The organism is Planobispora rosea, from assembly GCF_014648175.1.
Classification (GTDB): domain Bacteria; phylum Actinomycetota; class Actinomycetes; order Streptosporangiales; family Streptosporangiaceae; genus Planobispora; species Planobispora rosea.
This window is the reverse complement of sequence record NZ_BMQP01000010.1, coordinates 159,189-177,456: the sequence shown is the minus strand read 5'-3', so window position 1 is coordinate 177,456 and position 18,268 is coordinate 159,189. Positions and strand designations below refer to the sequence as shown.

The 18,268-nt window shown below is 73.2% G+C and carries 18 protein-coding genes; 12 read left to right on the top strand and 6 right to left on the bottom strand.

Annotation, left to right across the window (positions count from 1 at the left end; translation table 11 throughout):
• Nucleotides 1–21: 21 nt before the first annotated feature.
• Complete coding sequence (locus tag IEZ08_RS12850) at nt 22–1,674, bottom strand: fumarate hydratase (protein ID WP_068927148.1); 1,653 nt, start codon at nt 1,672–1,674, stop codon at nt 22–24.
• Between the two features lie 322 nt (nt 1,675–1,996).
• Between IEZ08_RS12850 and IEZ08_RS40235 the strand changes: the two genes are divergently transcribed.
• On the top strand, nt 1,997–2,128 hold the full coding sequence (locus tag IEZ08_RS40235; protein ID WP_268249327.1) for a hypothetical protein: 132 nt from the start codon (nt 1,997–1,999) through the stop codon (nt 2,126–2,128).
• Between the two features lie 20 nt (nt 2,129–2,148).
• Here the strand turns inward: IEZ08_RS40235 and IEZ08_RS12845 are convergent, their stop codons facing one another.
• Together IEZ08_RS12845 and IEZ08_RS12840 are read right to left on the bottom strand one after the other, a co-directional pair.
• On the bottom strand, nt 2,149–3,162 hold the full coding sequence (locus IEZ08_RS12845; protein ID WP_189242195.1) for a TolB-like translocation protein: 1,014 nt from the start codon (nt 3,160–3,162) through the stop codon (nt 2,149–2,151).
• A gap of 33 nt (nt 3,163–3,195) precedes the next feature.
• Nucleotides 3,196–4,116, bottom strand: a complete 921-nt coding sequence (locus IEZ08_RS12840) for a DMT family transporter (RefSeq protein ID WP_203863365.1) — start codon at nt 4,114–4,116, stop codon at nt 3,196–3,198.
• 168 nt (nt 4,117–4,284) lie between these two features.
• Here IEZ08_RS12840 and IEZ08_RS12835 point away from each other — a divergent pair, with 168 nt between their 5' ends.
• The 7 genes from IEZ08_RS12835 (at nt 4,285) to iolD (ending at nt 12,714) form a co-directional block, all read left to right on the top strand.
• Nucleotides 4,285–5,784 carry an aminotransferase-like domain-containing protein gene (locus IEZ08_RS12835; RefSeq protein WP_068927144.1) on the top strand — a complete coding sequence of 500 codons (1,500 nt, stop codon included), beginning with the start codon at nt 4,285–4,287 and terminating at the stop codon, nt 5,782–5,784.
• A gap of 168 nt (nt 5,785–5,952) precedes the next feature.
• Nucleotides 5,953–6,936 carry a Gfo/Idh/MocA family protein gene (locus IEZ08_RS12830; protein ID WP_189242194.1) on the top strand — a complete coding sequence of 328 codons (984 nt, stop codon included), beginning with the start codon at nt 5,953–5,955 and terminating at the stop codon, nt 6,934–6,936.
• A gap of 101 nt (nt 6,937–7,037) precedes the next feature.
• Nucleotides 7,038–7,901 carry a TIM barrel protein gene (locus tag IEZ08_RS12825; protein WP_229803076.1) on the top strand — a complete coding sequence of 288 codons (864 nt, stop codon included), beginning with the start codon at nt 7,038–7,040 and terminating at the stop codon, nt 7,899–7,901.
• A gap of 89 nt (nt 7,902–7,990) precedes the next feature.
• Nucleotides 7,991–9,013, top strand: a complete 1,023-nt coding sequence (gene iolC, locus IEZ08_RS12820; RefSeq protein ID WP_189242205.1) for a 5-dehydro-2-deoxygluconokinase — start codon at nt 7,991–7,993, stop codon at nt 9,011–9,013.
• Nucleotides 9,013–9,909, top strand: a complete 897-nt coding sequence (locus tag IEZ08_RS12815) for a class I fructose-bisphosphate aldolase (protein WP_189242192.1) — start codon at nt 9,013–9,015, stop codon at nt 9,907–9,909. Before iolC ends, IEZ08_RS12815 begins: the two co-directional genes overlap by 1 nt.
• A gap of 91 nt (nt 9,910–10,000) precedes the next feature.
• Entirely contained in the window at nt 10,001–10,837 is an 837-nt protein-coding gene (gene iolB / locus IEZ08_RS12810) for a 5-deoxy-glucuronate isomerase (protein ID WP_189242191.1), read from the top strand.
• A gap of 26 nt (nt 10,838–10,863) precedes the next feature.
• Nucleotides 10,864–12,714 carry a 3D-(3,5/4)-trihydroxycyclohexane-1,2-dione acylhydrolase (decyclizing) gene (gene iolD / locus IEZ08_RS12805; protein ID WP_068927134.1) on the top strand — a complete coding sequence of 617 codons (1,851 nt, stop codon included), beginning with the start codon at nt 10,864–10,866 and terminating at the stop codon, nt 12,712–12,714.
• Nucleotides 12,715–12,813: 99 nt separating this feature from the next.
• On the opposite strand, the gene IEZ08_RS12800 is transcribed toward iolD, so the two are convergent.
• Nucleotides 12,814–13,989 (bottom strand): MFS transporter, encoded by a 1,176-nt coding sequence (locus IEZ08_RS12800; protein ID WP_189242190.1) that lies wholly within the window; start codon nt 13,987–13,989, stop codon nt 12,814–12,816.
• Nucleotides 13,990–14,089: 100 nt separating this feature from the next.
• Between IEZ08_RS12800 and IEZ08_RS12795 the strand changes: the two genes are divergently transcribed.
• Nucleotides 14,090–14,698 (top strand): TetR/AcrR family transcriptional regulator, encoded by a 609-nt coding sequence (locus IEZ08_RS12795; RefSeq protein WP_068927130.1) that lies wholly within the window; start codon nt 14,090–14,092, stop codon nt 14,696–14,698.
• A 148-nt stretch (nt 14,699–14,846) separates the two neighbouring features.
• Nucleotides 14,847–15,449, top strand: coding sequence for a DUF1707 SHOCT-like domain-containing protein (locus tag IEZ08_RS12790; protein WP_229803075.1), 603 nt, complete (start codon nt 14,847–14,849; stop codon nt 15,447–15,449).
• 72 nt (nt 15,450–15,521) lie between these two features.
• On the opposite strand, the gene glpX is transcribed toward IEZ08_RS12790, so the two are convergent.
• Nucleotides 15,522–16,556: a class II fructose-bisphosphatase gene (gene glpX / locus IEZ08_RS12785; RefSeq protein ID WP_068927128.1), complete on the bottom strand. Its 1,035-nt coding sequence runs from the start codon at nt 16,554–16,556 to the stop codon at nt 15,522–15,524.
• Between the two features lie 84 nt (nt 16,557–16,640).
• On the opposite strand from glpX, the gene IEZ08_RS12780 reads away from it, so the two are divergent.
• Nucleotides 16,641–17,246, top strand: a complete 606-nt coding sequence (locus tag IEZ08_RS12780) for a TetR/AcrR family transcriptional regulator (RefSeq protein WP_068927126.1) — start codon at nt 16,641–16,643, stop codon at nt 17,244–17,246.
• Nucleotides 17,247–17,284: 38 nt separating this feature from the next.
• Nucleotides 17,285–17,923 carry a DUF4245 domain-containing protein gene (locus IEZ08_RS12775; RefSeq protein ID WP_189242188.1) on the top strand — a complete coding sequence of 213 codons (639 nt, stop codon included), beginning with the start codon at nt 17,285–17,287 and terminating at the stop codon, nt 17,921–17,923.
• 77 nt (nt 17,924–18,000) lie between these two features.
• Here IEZ08_RS12775 and IEZ08_RS12770 read toward each other — a convergent pair whose 3' ends face one another.
• Complete coding sequence (locus IEZ08_RS12770) at nt 18,001–18,225, bottom strand: exodeoxyribonuclease VII small subunit (protein ID WP_068927122.1); 225 nt, start codon at nt 18,223–18,225, stop codon at nt 18,001–18,003.
• Nucleotides 18,226–18,268: the final 43 nt, after the last annotated feature.

Sequence of the window (18,268 nt, the reverse complement as noted above, 5' to 3'; positions counted from 1 at the left end):
GGGTGCTCAGTTGGTCCCGGATCAGCGGCGGCCGATGGACAGTACGGGGCCGGTGGTGTCCTGGAAGAAGTCGCCGCCCTTGTCGTCGACCACGATGAAGGCCGGGAAGTCCTCGACCTCGATTTTCCAGACGGCCTCCATGCCGAGCTCCGGATACTCCAGGACCTCGACCTTCTTGATGCAGTCCTGGGCCAGGCGGGCGGCCGGGCCGCCGATCGAGCCGAGGTAGAAACCGCCGTACCTCTGACAGGCCTCGGTGACCTGCCGGGACCGGTTGCCCTTGGCGAGCATCACCATGGAGCCGCCCGCGGCCTGGAACCGTTCGACGTAGGAGTCCATCCGGCCGGCGGTGGTCGGGCCGAAGGAGCCGGAGGCGTAGCCCTCGGGGGTCTTGGCCGGACCGGCGTAGTAGACGGCGTGGTCCTTCATGTACTGCGGCATCTCGCCGCCCGCGTCGAGCAGCTCGCCGATCTTGGCGTGCGCGATGTCGCGGGCGACGACCAGCGGGCCGGTCAGTGACAGGCGGGTCTTGACCGGGTACTTCGTCAGCTCGGTGAGGATCTCCGCCATCGGCCGGTTGAGGTCGATCTTCACGACGTCGTCCGACAGGTGCTCGTCGGTGGTGTCCGGCAGGAACCGCGCCGGGTCGGTCTCCAACTGCTCCAGGAAGATCCCCTCAGGGGTGATCTTGGCGAGGGCCTGGCGGTCGGCGCTGCAGGAGACCGCGATGGCGACCGGGCAGGAGGCACCGTGCCGGGGCAGCCGGATCACGCGGACGTCGTGGCAGAAGTACTTGCCGCCGAACTGGGCGCCGATGCCGAGCTTCTGGGTGAGCTCGAAGACCTTCGCCTCCAGCTCGGTGTCGCGGAAGCCGTGGCCGCTGGGGGAGCCGGAGGTGGGGATGGAGTCCAGGTAGCGGGCGCTGGCGTACTTCGCCGTCTTCAGGGCGTACTCGGCGGAGGTGCCGCCCACGACGATCGCCAGGTGGTACGGCGGGCAGGCCGCGGTGCCCAGGGAGCGGATCTTCTCCTCCAGGAAGGCCAGCATGCGCTTCTCGTTGAGGACCGCCTTGGTCTCCTGGTACAGGAACGACTTGTTGGCGCTGCCGCCGCCCTTGGCCATGAACAGCAGCTTGTACTCGTCCGGGTGGCCGTGCGGGTCCTCGGCGTACAGCTCGATCTGGGCGGGGAGGTTGGAGCCGGTGTTCTTCTCCTCCCACATGGTGATCGGGGCCATCTGGGAGTAGCGCAGGTTGAGCCTGGTGTAGGCGTCGTAGACGCCACGCGAGACGTGCTCGGCGTCGGCGCCGTCGGTGAGCACGTGCCGGCCGCGCTTGCCCATCACGATCGCGGTGCCGGTGTCCTGGCACATGGGGAGCACGCCGCCGGCCGAGATCGAGGCGTTCTTCAGCAGGTCGAGGGCGACGAACCGGTCGTTGCCGCTGGACTCCGGGTCGTCGATGATCTTCCGGAGCTGGGCGAGATGCGACGACCGGAGATAGTGGGAGATGTCGTGGATCGCCGTCTCGGTGAGCAGGCGCAGCGCCTCGGGCTCGACCTCCAGGAACCGGCGGCCCGCGGCCTCGACGACACGCACCCCCTCGCTGCTGATCAGACGGTATTCCGTCTCATCCGGTCCCAGCGGGAGCAGGTCGGTGTAGTCGAACTCGGGCATCGTCGTTGATCCTCCGTGCCGGGGGTCTTCTCCGGATCCTCGCCGTTCTCCGGATCCTCATAGAGGGTACGGCCTCCCACCGGCCGTTCCGGAGCAGCCCACCCCCGACGGATCACCCGCCGCCGGGGGGCCGCGCTCCCGCGTGCCGTCCGTACCGGCGGTGCGCCGCCGTCCGGCGCCGTGCCCGCGCCAGCGGACACCCCGTCCGGCGCCGGAGAAATGGCGGAGCTTTTACCGGGCGTTGGCCGGAGAATGCGTCCCCGCGATGTGAGGTCACGAAGATGGAGATGAGGACTCGGTCCGTCTCCACGGAGGAGGAATCATGGAAATCGGGTACGTGGTGCTCTACGCCATCGGGGTGCTCATCATCGGCGGGCTCGTGGGCTCGCTCCTCACCATCGTCCTGCGCATGATCGCCGACGAGGACAAGTTCCAGCCGCCGCTGCACCACTGACGCCCGCGCCGCCGGGGTCCTCAGAAGGCCGGCCGGTGGTTCCACAGGGCCGAGGTGGCGGTGAAGGAGTCGAGCCGCCGCAGCCCGTGCGTCGCGCGGTCCAGCCGGTACCACGTGTACGTCGTGCGGAACCGGTTCGCCACGTGCCGTGTGGAGAAGGTCAGGACGTCGAGGCGGCCCGCCCCGTCCCAGCGTGCGCGGTGGACGGTCTCGCCGGAGCGGAGCCGGAGGGAGAGGGTGCTCCGCTCGCCGGTGGCGAGGTTGTGGAGGGTGACCGTGTTCCCGGCGGAACCACGGGTCTCCGTCCTGAGGGCGGTGGCCACGGTGACGCCGTCGGGGGCGAGGTCGCCGTACAGGTGGTCCGTCCGCCGCTGTTTCACCCACCGTCTCTCCACCGACCACGTCGCGGTCGAGTAGATCTCCGTCACGCTCTGGCCGTCGGCCAGCATGTGCTTCAGGTCCGGGCTGAACCTCAAGGAACGCCGGCCCTCGGGCAGGGTGAAACTCCTGCCGGTGACCGTGTCGACGACCCGGTCGACCCATCGGGAGCCCCGGAGGCCGTATACGCCGACAAATCGTGCGCGCGTGGAGAGGGTGATCTCGACGAGCCTGAGGTCGCCCGGCCACCCCACGCCGGGAACCCGGCGCGCCCTGCCGGTGGCGGCCTCCCAGATCATGAGCGCGCCGTCGTCCTCCCGGAAGTACGCGACCCGGGCGCCGTGCGGGGAGATCGAGAGGGGCGCGGCGGCCGGGTATCCGGTCTCGGTCTTCGCGATCCGCCGGGCGTCGGGGAGCGCGACGACGCGGCCGTCGCTCAGCCAGAGCTTCCACGGGCCGCACGGTCGCCGGGTGCCGTCGCTCCGCAGGCAGTTGCCGGCCAGCCCGGCGTAGCGGATCACCGGCTCGGCCGACGCGGCTCCGGCGTGCGGGGCGGCGACCGTGAGGGCGGCGATGACGGTGGCGATGAACGTGACGGCGGTCGTCGCCGCGGCCGTCATGGTCGCCGCCGTCGCGCGCGCTGTCCGTAGCGGCATTCCGCCATCCTCGCAACGCCCGCCCCCGCCCCGTCAAGAGCCGGTGACGCGTGACGGGGCGGGGGCCGAGAGCCCGATGACGATGCCGGTGACGACCAGCGCGGCTCCGGCCAGGTCGGCGGCCGACGGCGCGCCGAGGCCGAGGACGGCGCCGGTGGCGATCGCGCCGACGGGGATCAGCCCGGCGAACAGGCCCGCCCGGCCGGGGCCGAGCCGGGGCAGGGCGTTGTACCAGAGGAAGAACGCCACGGTCGTCACGATGATCGACTGGTAGCCGAGGCCCGCGGCCTCGCCGAGGGTCGGCACGCGCACCATCGCGGTGCCGTCGATCAGCAGGCCGGCCGCCATGAGGAGCGGTACGGCCAGCGCCGCCGAGTACGCCGAGACCCGCACCGCGCCCAGCTTGGGCAGGAGCGGCAGGGCCAGCAACGAGAAGCAGACCTCGCAGACCAGCGCGCCCAGCGACCACAGCAGGCCGGTCAGGTCGCCGCTGCCCAGGCCGGTGGCCACCGTCGCCCCGGCGACCACCACGGCCGCCGCCCCGATCACCCGGGGCGAGGGGCGGCCGTCCAGCAGGGCCAGGGCCAGCGGGACGGTGCCGAGCACGGTGCCGACCAGGGCGGGACCGCCGTGCCGGGTCGCCTCGATCACGCAGATGTTGAAGATGACGAGTCCGGTCAGGGAGAGCGCGACCAGGAGGGCGGTCTCCCGGGGCGTCAGCCGTACGAACCTCAGGCCCGCCAGGCGTGTCACGGCCAGCAGGACGGCGGCGGCCAGGAGGTAGCGCAGCGCCTGGCCGCCGTAGAGGGGATAGTCCTGGATCGCGCCGGCGACTCCCGCGAGGGTGCCCACCAGGAACATCGCTCCGCCCGCCTGGGCGAGTCCGCGGGTCTCCCCGGAGCGGGTGGTGAGTCCCCGGGTCTCCCCGGAGCGGGGGATGACATCTGTGCTCATGCCGGGAATGCTAGGGATCGAATGGTTCACCCACCGAGACCAATCAGCGGATGAGATAGTGGACCAATCGGATCGCGGCCACATGATCGCCGGCGCGGGACGCGCGTCTCCGGCCTCGGCCAGGCGGACGCCCCCGCCTAACGATCATTCGATTGAGGACGGGGCACATTGGCGGATCTGCACCTGAGCATCGACCGGGCGGCGGGCGGCATCGCCGGGCAGATCGCCCGTGAACTGCGCGCGGCCGTACGGCACGGCAGGCTGGCGGCCGGGGAACGGCTGCCCGCGAGCCGGGAACTGGCCAGGGACCTGGGGTTCTCGCGCGGCGTGGTCGTGGAGGCGTACGAGCAGCTCGTCGCCGAGGGGTTCCTGATCTCCAAGGTCGGCGCCGGGACCCGCGTCGCCCCCATGGCCTGCCGCGCCCCGGCGGGATCGGGCGGTGCCCCGGATCCTGGTGCCCCGGATCCTGGAGCCCCGGATCCTGGAGCCCCGGATCCCGGGTCGCCCGCCCACGAGTGCGCCTACGGGCGCCGTCCCACCTCGCCCGACCTGCGGTCGTTCCCCCGCGAGCGATGGCTGGCCTCGGTGCGGCGGGCGCTCGCCGCGCTGCCCGCCGACGCCCTGGACTACGGCGATCCCGGCGGAGTGCCGGAGCTGCGCGAGGAACTGGCCGGCTACCTGCGCAGGGTCCGCGGAGCCGACGTCACGCCGGAGAACCTGGTGATCGTCGGCGGGGTGGCCCAGGGACTCAGCCTCACGGTCCAGGCGCTGGCCGGACGGCTCTCGCCGACCGGCCGGAGCGGCGAGAACCTGAGCTGGTTCGTGGACGGTGACGCCCGTGCGGCGCCGCGTCCCGGCCGGATCCGGCTCGCGGTCGAGGACCCGACCGGCCTGCGTCAGCTACCGCTGCTCAGGTCGGCCGGGGCCGACCCGGTCGCGGTCCCGGTGGACGAGGAGGGCGTCGACGTCGGCGCCCTCGCCGCGACCGGGGTCCGGGCGGTGCTGCTCACCCCGGCCCATCACTACCCGACCGGGGTCGTGCTCTCCCCGCGCCGCCGTGCCGAGCTGATCGAGTGGGCCGCGGCGGCGGGGGCGACGATCCTGGAGGACGACTACGACGCCGAGTTCCGGTTCGATCGCGATCCGGTGGGCTGCCTGCAGGGGCTCGCCCCGGACCGGGTGGTGCTCGCCGGCAGCGTCAGCAAGTCCCTGGCCCCCGGTCTCCGGCTCGGCTGGGTGGCCGCCCCTCCGGAGATCGCCGGGGCGGTGCGGCGGGGGCGGGCGGAGGTGGACATGGGCTCTCCGGTGCTGGAGCAGTACGCGCTGGCGGACTTCGTGCGGTCCGGGGCCTACGACCGGCACCTGCGGCGGATGCGCCGTGAGTACCGCACCCGGCGCGACACCCTCGTCCGGGCCCTGGCCGAGCACCTGCCCGAGATCACCGTGCACGGCGTCTCCGCCGGGCTCCACCTCCTGGCCGAACTGCCCGAGGACTGGGACGAGCGGGCCGCCGCCCGGGCGGCGCAGGAATGCGGCCTCGCGGCCGAGCCGGTGGGCCCGATGCGCCACAGACCGGGCCCGCCGGCCCTGGTCGTGGGCTTCGCCCGCCTCCCGGTCCACCATGCCGGCGAGGTGGTCCGGGCCGTCGCGGAACGGGTTCCCCGCTGATCACGCCCTTCCCGCCGGACGCGGGGGATCGCCGGCGGCCGTGGCCTGTGTCACGGGTGATATGGCATGGGTTGATAGATAGTCCGAATGTCATGACAAAGTCTTGACGAGTACGGAACCGTCGCTTAGAACTGGAGGCCAGCCGCTCTCTTCACCGGAGGCGTCAATATGCGTGTTGGTCTAGTTGGTCTCGGACGGATCGGGACGTTCCACGCGGCGACGCTGGCCGCGCATCCCCGCGTCGACGAGGTGGTGGTGGCCGACGCGGACGGAGCGCGGGCGGGCGAAGTGGCCGCCGGGCTCGGGGCGCGGGCCAGGATCGGGGACGCATTCCGCACCGACGCCGTGGTCATCGCGACCCCCACGGCCACGCACGCGGAGCTCCTGCTGCGTGCCTGCGCCGCCGGGATCCCGGCGTTCTGCGAGAAGCCCGCCGCCTCGGGCGTGGACGACACGGTCCGGGTGCTGGAGGCGGCCAAGCAGAGCGGGACGGTGGTGCACATCGGGTTCCAGCGCCGGTTCGACGCCGGATACGCCGCGGCCCGCGCGGCCCTGCGCGGCGGAGGGCTCGGCGTGCTGCACCGGGTCCACATGATCACCGCTGACCCCCGCCCGCCCGCCGCCGGCTACATCGCGACGTCCGGCGGGATCTACCGCGACTGCCACATCCACGACTTCGACATCCTGCGCTGGGTCACCGGCCGCGAGGTCGAGACCGTCCACGCGACGGGCGCCAACCGCGGTGAGGCGTTCTTCGCCGCGGCCGGGGACGTCGACACCAGCGCGGCGATCCTGACCATGGACGACGGCACCCTGGTCACGTTGCAGGGCTCGCGCTACAACGGCGCCGGATACGACGTGCGGATGGAACTGGCCGGGACCCTGCGGACCCAGGTGGTCGGCCTCGACCAGCGGTCCCCGCTGACCAGCACGGAAGGACTGCAGCCGGGGGCGGAGCCGTGGCCCGACTTCGCCACCAGATTCGCGCCGGCCTACGCGGCGGAACTCGGCGCCTTCCTCGCCGCCGCCCGCGGGGAGACGGACAGCCCGTGCACGGTGCAGGACGCGCTGGCCGCGCTCTACGTCGCGGAGGCGGCCGACCTGTCCCTCCGCGAGGGACGCACGGTCCGCGTGGCCGAGGTCGTCCGGTGAAGGGTCGTCCGATGAAGGGTGGTGCGATGAGGCGGGGTTCGGAGAGGCGGGGCCCGGCGGAGGGGGGCCCGGCGGAGGGGGGCCCGGCGGAGGGGGGCCCGGTGGAGGGCGGCGCGCTCAGGACGGCGGGCGCGCCCATCTCCTGGGGGGTCTGCGAGGTTCCCGGCTGGGGCCACCAGCTCGACCGCTCACGCGTCCTCACCGAGATGGCCGAGCTGGGCCTGAACGCCACCGAGCTGGGCCCGGCGGGGTTCCTGCCGCCCTCGCCGTCGCGGTGCCGCTCCCTCCTCGGCCAGTACGGCCTGCGCGCGGTCGGCGGGTTCGTACCCGTGGTCCTGCACGACCCCCACCACGACCCGCTCCCGGAGGTGCGCGCCACCATGCGGGCCTTCCGGGACGGAGACGTGGACGTCGTCGTCCTGGCCGCCGCCACCGGGCGCGACGGCTACGACGCCAAGCCGGTGCTGGACGCGCGCGGCTGGAAGACCCTGCTGGGAAACCTGGAGAGGATCCTCCGCAACGCCAGGGAGTTCGGCCGCGCCGTCACCCTGCACCCGCACGTGGGGACCATGGTGGAGAGCGCGGAGGAGGTGGAGCGGGTCCTCGACGGCAGCGCGGTCCCCCTCTGCCTGGACACCGGCCACCTGCTGATCGGCGGCACCGACCCCGGCGACCTGGCCCGGCGGGCCGCGGGCCGCGTCGCCCACGTCCACCTCAAGGACGTCGACGCGGGCCTGGCCGAGCGGGTCCGGGCGGGCGGGCTGACCTACACCCAGGCCGTGCGGGAAGGGATCTACCGCCCGCTCGGACAGGGGGACGTGGACGTCGCGGGCATCGTGGCCGTCCTGAGGGCCGCCGGGTACCCCGGCTGGTATGTCCTGGAGCAGGACGTCATCCTCGGTTCCAGGGACGCCGACCCCGCGCGGAACGTGCGGGAGAGCCTCGCCTACCTGGAGGGACTGTGATCCCCGGCGGGAGCCCCGGCACGACGCCCGCCGTAACTCCCGGCGCGGCCTCCGGCGTGAGCCCCGGTGCGATCCCCGAGGTGCTGACCATGGGGCGGGTCGGGGTGGACGTCTACCCGCTCCAGGTCGGGGTCCCGCTGCGGCAGGTGGAGACCTTCGGCAAATACCTGGGCGGCAGCCCGACCAACGTGGCCGTGGCCGCGGCCCGGCTGGGCCGCTCCAGCGCGGTGATCACCCGGACCGGGGCCGACCCGTTCGGGCTGTTCGTCCACGACGCGCTGCGCGGGTACGGCGTCGGCGACCAGTACGTCACCGCGGTGCCGGGCCTGCCGACCCCGGTGACGTTCTGCGAGATCCGGCCGCCGGACGACTTCCCGCTCTACTTCTACCGCTACCCCAAGGCCCCCGACCTGGAGATCCTCCCGGAGGAGCTGGACCTGCCCGCCGTCGCCGGGGCCCGGCTGTTCTGGGCCACCGTGACCGGGCTGTCGGCCGAACCGTCGCGCGGCGCGCACCTGGCGGCCTGGCGGGCCCGTGGACGGAGGCCGTACACGGTGCTGGACCTGGACTACCGGCCGATGTTCTGGCCGGATGAGGAGACGGCCCGCGAGCGGGTGCGCGAGGCGCTCGGACACGTCACCGTCGCGGTCGGCAACCTGGAGGAGGTGGAGGTGGCCACCGGCACACGGGAACCGCTTCAGGCGGGCAAGGCGCTGCTGGAGGCGGGCGTCGAGCTGGCCGTCGTCAAACGGGGGGCGGCCGGGGTGCTCGGCATGACCGCGGCCGAGACGGTGGAGGTCCCGCCGGTCCCGGTGGAGGTCGTCAACGGGCTGGGCGCGGGTGACGCCTTCGGCGGGGCGCTCTGTCACGGCCTGCTGGCGGGCTGGCCGCTGGAGCGCACGCTGCGGTTCGCCAACGCGGCCGGGGCGATCGTGGCCGGGCGGCTGGCGTGCGCGCCCGCGATGCCCACGGCGGCCGAGGTGCTGGAGCTGCTGGAGGGGCCCGGCGGGGAGCCGCAGAACGGGAAACAGTCGGGCGGGGAGCCGCAGAACGGGAAACAGCCGGATGGGGAGCCGCGGGGTGAGAACCGGCCGGGCCGGGGGAGCCGGTGATGAGTGAGGCCGGTCCCGGAGAGGCGGGCTACCGCAAGCTGATCGAGACCAGGGCGCGGCACCCCTGGCGGATCGCCGAGGCGGCCGCGGCGCGGCGCCGGAGGAGCCTGATGGAGAAGCGCGAGCAGCTGCTGATCATCGCGGCCGACCACCCGGCCCGGGGCGCGCTCGGCGTCGGGAACCGGCCGCTGGCCATGGCCAGCCGGGTGGACCTGCTCCGGCGGCTCTGCGTGGCGCTGGCCCGGCCGGGCGTCGACGGGGTGCTGGCCACCCCCGACGTCGTGGAGGACCTCCTCCTGCTGGGCGCGCTGGAGGGGAAGGTCGTCATCGGGTCGATGAACCGGGGAGGCGTGCACGGCACGGCGTTCGAGTTCGACGACCGCTTCACCGCCTACGACGCCGCCACCATCGCCAGGATGGGCCTGGACGGGGGCAAGATGCTCTGCCGGATCGGCGTCGACGAGCCCGCCACCGCCGCCACCCTCGAAGCCTGCGGCCGGGCGGTCACCGAGCTGGCCGCGCGCGGGCTGGTGGCGATGGTGGAGCCGTTCTGGTCGCGGCGGGTGGAGGGGGCGGTCACCCACGACCTGTCCCCGGAGGGCGTCATCCGGGCCGTGCACGTCGGGCAGGGGCTCGGCGCGACCTCCGCGCACACCTGGCTGAAGATCCCGGTGGTGGACGAGATGGAGCGGGTGATGGCCGCCACCACCCTGCCCACGCTGCTGCTCGGCGGCGATCCCGGGGACGCGCCCGACCTGGCGTACGCCGCCTGGCGCAAGGCGTTGCGGCTCCCCGGCGTCCGGGGGCTTGTCGTGGGCCGCGCGTTGTTGTACCCCTCCGATGACGATGTTGCGGCGGCGGTGGACACCGCGGCGGCGATGCTGGAGGCGGCATGAGACAACGATCACATCGGTACGGCGCGGCCGTGCCACGTCCCGCCGGGCGGCGGCCCGGGGAGACCGCCGGGCCGAGACCGGGGGAGGCGCGATGACGTTCATCCCGGCGGGCAGCACGGCCCTGGCCCCGTGGGCGTTGTGGATCACGCCCGAGTCGGCCGGCTGGACCTACACCGGGCTCCGTCTCCTCCACCTGTCCGGTGAGAGCGTCGAGTTCGCCACCGGCGACGAGGAGATGCTCGTCCTGCCGATGTCCGGCTCGTGCGCGGTCGAGTGCGACGGGGTGCGGCTCACGCTCAACGGCCGCGTCTCCGTCTTCGAGGAGGTGACGGACTTCGCCTACCTGCCCGTCGGGGCCACGGCCCGCATCACCGGCGAGGGCCGCTTCGCCTTCCCCTCCGCCCGCGCGTCCCGGCACCTGCCCGTCCGGTACGGCCCCGCCGACCGGGTCCCGGTGGAGGTCCGCGGCGCCGGTCAGGCCACCCGGCAGGTCAACAACTTCTGCGCGCCCGACGTCTTCGACTGCGACAAGCTCGTCGCGGTCGAGGTGCTGACCCCCGGCGGCAACTGGTCGTCCTACCCGCCGCACAAGCACGACACGGCCTCGGAGCAGGAGGCCGTACTGGAGGAGATCTACTACTTCGAGGGCGGCCCCGGCTACCAGCGGGTGTACGGCACGCACGACACCCTGGCCGAGGTGAACGGCGGTGACGTGGTGCTCGTCCCGCACGGCTACCACGGTCCCTCGATGGCCGCCCCCGGCTACGACCTGTACTACCTGAACGTCCTGGCCGGGCCCGCCGAGAAGCGGTCCATGGCCTTCTGCGACGATCCCCGGCACGCGTGGGTCCGCTCCTCCTGGGCGGGCCGGCCGGCCGATCCCCGGGTCCCCATGACGCGGGCCCCCCGCCAGGGAAGTCCCCGCTGAGGGAGTCCCCCCGCTAAGGAGTCACGATGAGGCTCACGGTGGCACAGGCGCTGGTGCGGTTCCTCGCCGCCCAGTGGTCGGAGCGCGACGGCGTCGAGCAGCGGCTGGTCGCCGGCGTCTTCGGCATCTTCGGCCACGGCAACGTGGCCGGCCTCGGTCAGGCGCTGGCCGAGCGGGGCGCGGGCACCGGCGACGCGCTCCCGTACTACCTGGCCCGCAACGAGCAGGCCATGGTGCACACCGCCGTCGGCTACGCCCGCGCCCGCGACCGGCTGTCCACCCTGGCCTGCACCACTTCCATCGGCCCCGGCGCGACGAACATGGTCACCGGCGCGGCGCTGGCCACGATCAACCGCATCCCGGTGCTGCTGCTGCCCGGTGACGTCTTCGCCACCCGGGTCGCCAGCCCGGTGCTGCAGGAGCTGGAGGACCCGCGCTCCTACGACGTGACGGTCAACGACGCGCTCCGCCCGGTCTCCCGGTTCTTCGACCGGGTCAACCGGCCCGAGCAGCTGCCCTCCGCCCTGCTGGCGGCCATGCGGGTGCTGACCGACCCGGCCGAGACCGGCGCGGTCACCCTGGCGCTCCCGCAGGACGTGCAGGCCGAGGCGTACGACTGGCCCGAGGAGCTGTTCGCCCGGCGGGTCTGGCACGTGGCCCGGCCGGTGCCGGAGCCCGCCGCGCTGGCCCGCGCGCTGGAGCTGATCCGCGCCTCGCGCCGGCCGCTGGTCGTCGCCGGGGGCGGGGTCGCCTACAGCGGGGCGGGCGGAGCCGGCGGGGCGCTGGCGCGCTTCGCCGGGCGGCACGGCGTCCCGGTGGCGGAGACGCAGGCGGGCAAGGGCGCGGTGCCGTACGACCATCCCTGCTGGGTCGGCGCGGTCGGTCACACCGGCACCGCCGCGGCCAACGAGCTGGCGCGGGAGGCGGACCTAGTGATCGGCGTCGGAACCCGCTACAGCGACTTCACCACCGCCTCCCGGACGCTGTTCGGGCGGGCCCGGTTCCTCAACGTCAACGTCGCCGCCTTCGACGCGGCCAAGCACGCCGGGGAGATGCTCGTCGCCGACGCCCGTGCGGCGCTGGAGGCGTTCGGGGCGCTGGGGGACTGGCGGGCCGAGGAGGGATGGACCGGCCGGGCCGCCGAGCTCGCCCACGCCTGGCACGAGCAGGTCTCCCTGGTCACCACGGGGGAGGAGCTGACCCAGCCGGTCGTGCTCGGGATGCTCAACGAGGTCGCCCGGGACGGCGTGGTGGTCAACGCCGCCGGGTCGATGCCGGGAGATCTGCACAGGCTGTGGATGGCGCGCGAGCCCAAGGGCTACCACGTGGAGTACGGCTACTCGTGCATGGGCTACGAGATCGCCGGAGGGCTCGGGGTGAAGCTCGCCGCGCCGGAACGCGAGGTGTTCGTGCTGGTCGGCGACGGGTCCTACCTGATGATGGCGCAGGAGATCGTCACCGCGGTGCAGGAGGGCGTCAAGCTCGTGATCGTCCTGGTGGACAACCACGGCTTCGCCTCGATCGGCGGTCTGTCGGAGGCGGTGGGGGCGCGGCGGCTGGGCACCGCCTACCGGATGCGCGGCGCGACCGGGGAGCTCGACGGCGTGTTCGTCCCGGTCGACCTCGCCGCCAACGCGGCCAGCCTGGGCGCCGACGTGCTGCGCGCCGACGGCCCGGAGTCGTTGCGCGTGGCCCTGACCAAGGCCCGAGAGTCCACCCGCACCACGGTCGTCCACGTCGAGACGGTCCCCGGCCCGGGCCCCGCGACCACGGCCTGGTGGGACGTGCCGGTCGCGGAGGTCTCCGAACACGAGGACGTACGGCGGGCCCGCGCCGCCTACGAGGCGGCCAAGCGCGACCAGCGGCCCTACCTGTGAGGCGGCGCCCGGCCCGGCGGGTGTTCCCGGCGACCGTCGTGACCGCCGTGGCCGCAGTGATCCCCGTGACCGCGGTGGCCGCAGTGACTGCGGCGGGCGCTATCCCTGACGCGCCGCGACCTCGGCGGCCCGGGGCTGGAAGCCCCTCGCCAGGAACACGATCAGCACCACCAGCACCGCGGCGGGGATGAACGCCACCCGCACGTTCACCAGGTCGTTGATCGTCCCGACCGCGGCGGCGCCGACGACGAAGCCGACGTAGTTGAACAGGTTGACCCGGGCGATGGCGGTCTCGGCCCCGGCGCCCAAGCGGCCCGCCGCGGAGAACGACTGCGGGGCGATGATCGACAGGCCGACGCCGACGAGGCCGAAGGAGACCACGGCCACCAGGGGACCGGGGGCGACGACGACGCCCAGCAGACCCAGCGCGGCGGCCACCGCGCCCAGCCGGACCACCGGGGCCGGGCCGTACCGCCGTACGGCGAGGTCCCCGGGGATCCGCGCGAGGAGCATCGCCGCCTGGTAGGCGAAGTAGGCGAAGGGCACCAGCCAGCCGGTCGCCGCCAGGGCGCCCTCCATGTAGACGGTGCTGTAGTTGGAGACGGCCGCGTCGCCGACGTAGAGGAAGGCCATCGCCAGGCAGAGCGGGATGATCGGCCGCCACGGCACCCGGGCCGCCGCCGTCTCCACGGCCTGCGCGGTCGCCCGCTCCTCCTCGCGCCCGTAGAGGCGGGGGAGCATGGCCAGGGAGATGACCGCGCCGATCACCACGGGGACCGTGAAGGACCAGCCGAGATCCACGCCGAGCGCGCTGAAGGCGGAGTTGGCCCCGGCGCCCAGCATCGAGCCGACGCTCCACACCGCGTGGAAGCCGGTCAGCACGCTCATGCCGTAGGTGCGCTCGACCGCGACGGCCTGCATGTTCATCGTCGCGTCGACCGCCCCGACGGCGAGGCCGAACGCGGCGCTCAGCAGGTACAGGCCGGTGAGGCCGCCGTTCCAGCCCAGGAGGACCACGATGACGCAGACGGCCAGCTGGGAGATCCTCAGCACCAGGGCGCTGCCGTACCGGGCGGCGAGGAAGCCCGCGGCGGCGCTCCCGACACCCGCGATCACCGGCACCAGCAGCAGGACCAGGGTGAGGTCGCCGTCGCTCAGCTCGAACCTGCGCTGCAGGTCGGTCACATGGGTGAGCAGCGTGGCGAAGCAGAGGCCCTGGACGAAGAAGGCGGCCCAGGTCGCCACCCGTGCCTGCCTGTCACGCGGGGTCGGCACCACGGCCTCCATGAACATGAGGGGGGTTCAAGTTTCCGTCAGAGTAGGGGCGGCGTTCCCCACGGTCAATGGCCTGACCGCGCGCTGTAGGGTGCTTGACGTGCGGGCGGCGGGGCAGCGGCGTGGATATGCGGCGGGACAGGCGCGCAGGGAGCGCATCCTGGCGATCGCCCTGCAGGAGTTCGCGGAGAACGGCTACCGCGGGACCTCTCTCGCGCGCATCGCCGAGCGGGCCGAGATCTCCCAGGCCGGGCTGCTCCACCACTTCCAGAACAAGGAGCGGCTCCTGGTCGAGGTGCTCGAATACCGCGACGAGCTCGACCTGCGCCGTCACCGTTCCGGCGCCGTGCGGACCGGTGCCGAGGCCCTGCGCGTCCTGGTCGACGTGGTCGAGCACAACTCCCGCGTCCCCGGTCTCGTCCAGCTCTTCACCGTGATGGGCGGCGAGGCCGTCACCGCGGACCACCCCGGCCACGAGTGGGCCCGCGACCGCTACCGGCGGCTCCGCGACGAGACGGCCAGGGTGCTCGCCCGGGCGGTGGAGACCGGTGAGTTCCGGTCGGACATCGACCCGCAGGCGCACGCCGCCCGGCTGATCGCGGTGATGGACGGCCTGCAGACCCAGTGGCTCCTGGATCCCGAGCGGCTGGACATGGCCGCCGTCTTCCGCGGCCACGTCGAGGACCTCATCGCCGTGCTCCGGCCCTGACGCCGGGACCTCGCCGCCGTGCTCCGGCTCCGACGCGGGACCCGTATCGCCGTGCTCCGCCTCCGACATGAGGACCTCGCCGCCGTGCGCCGGCCCCGGCGGGCGGTCTCCCGCCGACGCACGGCCGGGCAGGGCTTATCGTCGAAGGGTGGACTTCTCCTGGCCTCCCGCGATCCGTGACAACACCCCCGAACCGCGCCCCGGCGACCTACGGGCCGGGGACGTCGACCGGGACCGGGTGGCCGAGGTCCTGAACGACGCGCTCGCCGACGGGCGCCTGACCCACGACGAGCACGAGGAACGGCTCGAACAGCTCTACCGGACCCGCACGCTGGGCGAGCTCGCCGCCCTCACCGCCGACCTGCTCCCGCTCGAGGAGCAGCCGCTGCGGACCGACGTCCGCCCGGTGACGGCCTTCTTCGGCTCGGAGGAGCGCTCCGGCCGGTGGGTGGTGCCCACGCGTTACTCCGCCACCGCCGTCTGCGCCAACGTCACCCTCGACCTGCGTGAGGCGCTGCTCCAGTCCCGCCACATCACCCTCCAGGTCACCGTGATGGCGGGAACGCTCACGCTGATCGTCCCGGAGGGCGTGCGGATCGAGATGCCCGCCTCGGCCGTCCTGGGCGGGAAGAAGAACCAGGTCCCGCCCTCCCCCGACGGCCCGGTCATCGAGATCACCGGCCTCGTCTCCCTGGGCAGCATCGTCGCCAAGTCGCCCAAGCGCCCCCGCCGCTCCTGGTTCCGCCGCTGACCGCCCGCCGTCCCTCCCCAGGAGGTCCGGCGGGGACGCCCGACCGCGGTGCGGGTGCCGTACCCGGAGAGGTCAGACGGCGGTGTCGAAGTTGATCGCGCTGTAGGCGCGCAGCTTCCAGAGCTGGTGCTCGGACTCGATCTTGCGGATCGTGCCGGACCGGCCGCGCATGACCAGGGAGTTCGTCACGGCGTGGCCGCCGCGGTAGCGCACGCCCTGCATGATCTCGCCGTCGGTGATCCCGGTCGCGGCGAAGAACACGTCGTCGGACCTGACCAGGTCGTCCGTGGTCAGCGTGGCGTCCAGGTCGAGACCCGCGTCCAGCGCGCGGCGGCGCTCGGCGTCGTCCTGCGGCCACAGCCTGCCCTGGATCACACCGCCCAGGCACTTGAGCGCGCAGGCCGCGATGATGCCCTCGGGCGTGCCGCCGATACCGAGCATCAGGTCGACGCCGGTGCCCACCCGGGCCGCCATGATCGCACCGGCCACGTCGCCGTCGGTGATCAGCTTGATCCGCGCGCCGGTCTCGCGGATCTCCCGGATGATCTTCTCGTGGCGGGGCCGGTCGAGGATGACCACGGTCACGTCCGAGGACTCGCCCCCCTTGGCGCGTGCCACCGCGGCGATGTTGTCGGCGACCGGCGCGTTGATGTCCACGGAGGAGGCCGCCTCGGGCCCGGTCACCAGCTTGTCCATGTAGAAGACGGCCGACGGGTCGTACATCGAGCCGCGCTCGCTGACCGCGATGACCGAGATCGCGTTGGGCATGCCCAGGGAGGTGAGGCGGGTGCCGTCGATCGGGTCCACGGCCACGTCGCACTCGGCACCGCTGCCGTCGCCCACGGACTCGCCGTTGTAGAGCATCGGCGCGTTGTCCTTCTCCCCCTCGCCGATCACCACCACGCCGTTCATCGACACCGTGTTGATCAGCTGGCGCATCGCGTTGACCGCCGCGCCGTCGGCGCCGTTCTTGTCACCGCGTCCCACCCAGCGGGCCGCGGCCATCGCGGCCGCCTCGGTCACCCGGACCAGTTCGAGGGCCAGGTTTCGATCAGGCGCATGCTCGCCCGTGGCGAGGGCGGCGGGGACGGACGTCTGCTCGGACATGGCGGAAAGCCCCTCTCGTGGATTCTGAACCCGATCGTAGTTGTCCCTTCCTTGCCCGGCGGAGGAGGATAATGTGTGGCCACTATGAGCAGCGACACGGAACGGCCGGTAACGAAGGCGACCGCGCGGACCTCCGAACGGGGTGCCGCCACGCGGGGCGCGCTTCTGGCCGCGGCCAGGGAGACCTTCGTCACGAGCGGTTTCGCCGAGGCGGGCGTCACCGACGTGGTCGCGCGCGCGGGTGCGAGCGTCGGCAGCCTCTACCACCACTTCTCCGGCAAGGCCGACCTCTACCTGACACTCTTCGAGGAGTTCCAGGCCCGCCAGACGCAGCGCACCAAGCAGGCGGTCCAGACGGCCAGGGCCGACGGCGAGACCGACCCGATGCGGCTGTTCATCGCCGGCGCCCGCGCGTACCTGGAGGGCTGCCTGGACGAGCGCGAGCTCGCCGCGTTGTTCCTCCGCGGCGACGGACCGCCCGGCTTCGAGATCATCATGCGCGACCGGCTGCGCCAGTGGGCCAAGCGCAACGCCGCCCTGTTCGAGGGGGACGAGGGCGCGCTGGTCGTGGTCCTCACCGGCGCGCTCGCCGCCGCGGTCTCCGAGGTCGCGCTCTCAGAGGACGAGACCGCCTCCCGCAGGCTCGCCGAGGACGTGCTGGGCATCATCGGCCAGATCCAGCGCCCCTGACGACCGACCGGTCCACCGGGAAGGTAGTCTCGCCAGTCGTGCAACGGTTCACCCAGGGTTTCTACGGCTACGTCTTCGCGATGGGCGTCTGCCTCGTCGGTGTCGTGGCCTTCTTGCTGGTCGCGGCTCCGAAGGGCGGGCCCGCCCGCGTCCCCGAGATCAACTACTCGATCGACGCGGCCAACATGCGCCGCGCCGCGCCGTACCAGGTGTGGACGCCGGAGCCGGTCCCGGCGAACTGGGTGCCCAACAGCTCCCGGATGACGAACCAGAAGGGCGTGGTGACCTGGCGGCTCGGCTTCGCCACCGCCACCCGCAAGCACGCCATGCTCATCCAGAGCGACGAGAAGCCCGCGGCCGGGTTCGCCAGCCGGATGGCCAACAGCAACCGGGCCACCGGCACCGTCCAGATCGCCGGCGAGACCTGGGAGCAGCGCTTCCGGGAGGACAAGAACCAGCGCTCACTGGTACGGCTCCTGCCGGACTCCACCGTCGTCGTCACCGGCACCGCCGGCTGGGACGAGCTGACCGCCCTGGCGACCGCCCTCAAGCGGCAGCCCAGGCCCACCGAGAACCCTTCAGCGAGCCCTTCGGCGAGCCCTTCCGTGAGCCCGGCCGTCACCTCCAGCCCGGCTCCTGCCTCCACCGCCACGCCCAGCCCCTCCGCCACCGGATAAAGGGCCCGGGGGAACGTCGCCGGGCGCCGCGCCTTCGCCGCCCGCCGCCCCGCCGCCTTCACGACGGGACCGGAGACTCAGAAGGGGGAGTCGGGGTCGGGCTGACCGCGCTTGGCCATGGCCGCGGCGAGCTTCACCCGGGCGCCCTGGAGCCACTCCTCGCAGATCGCGGCGAGCCGCTCGCCCCGTTCCCACAGCTCGATCGACTGCTCCAGCGTCAGCCCGCCCGTCTCAAGTCGGCGGACCACCTCGGTCAGCTCCTCGCGCGCCTGCTCGTACGACGGTGTCTTGTCATCGGCCACGTGCCCAACCCTAGACGGTGAGACGGATGGGACGGGTGGGAGG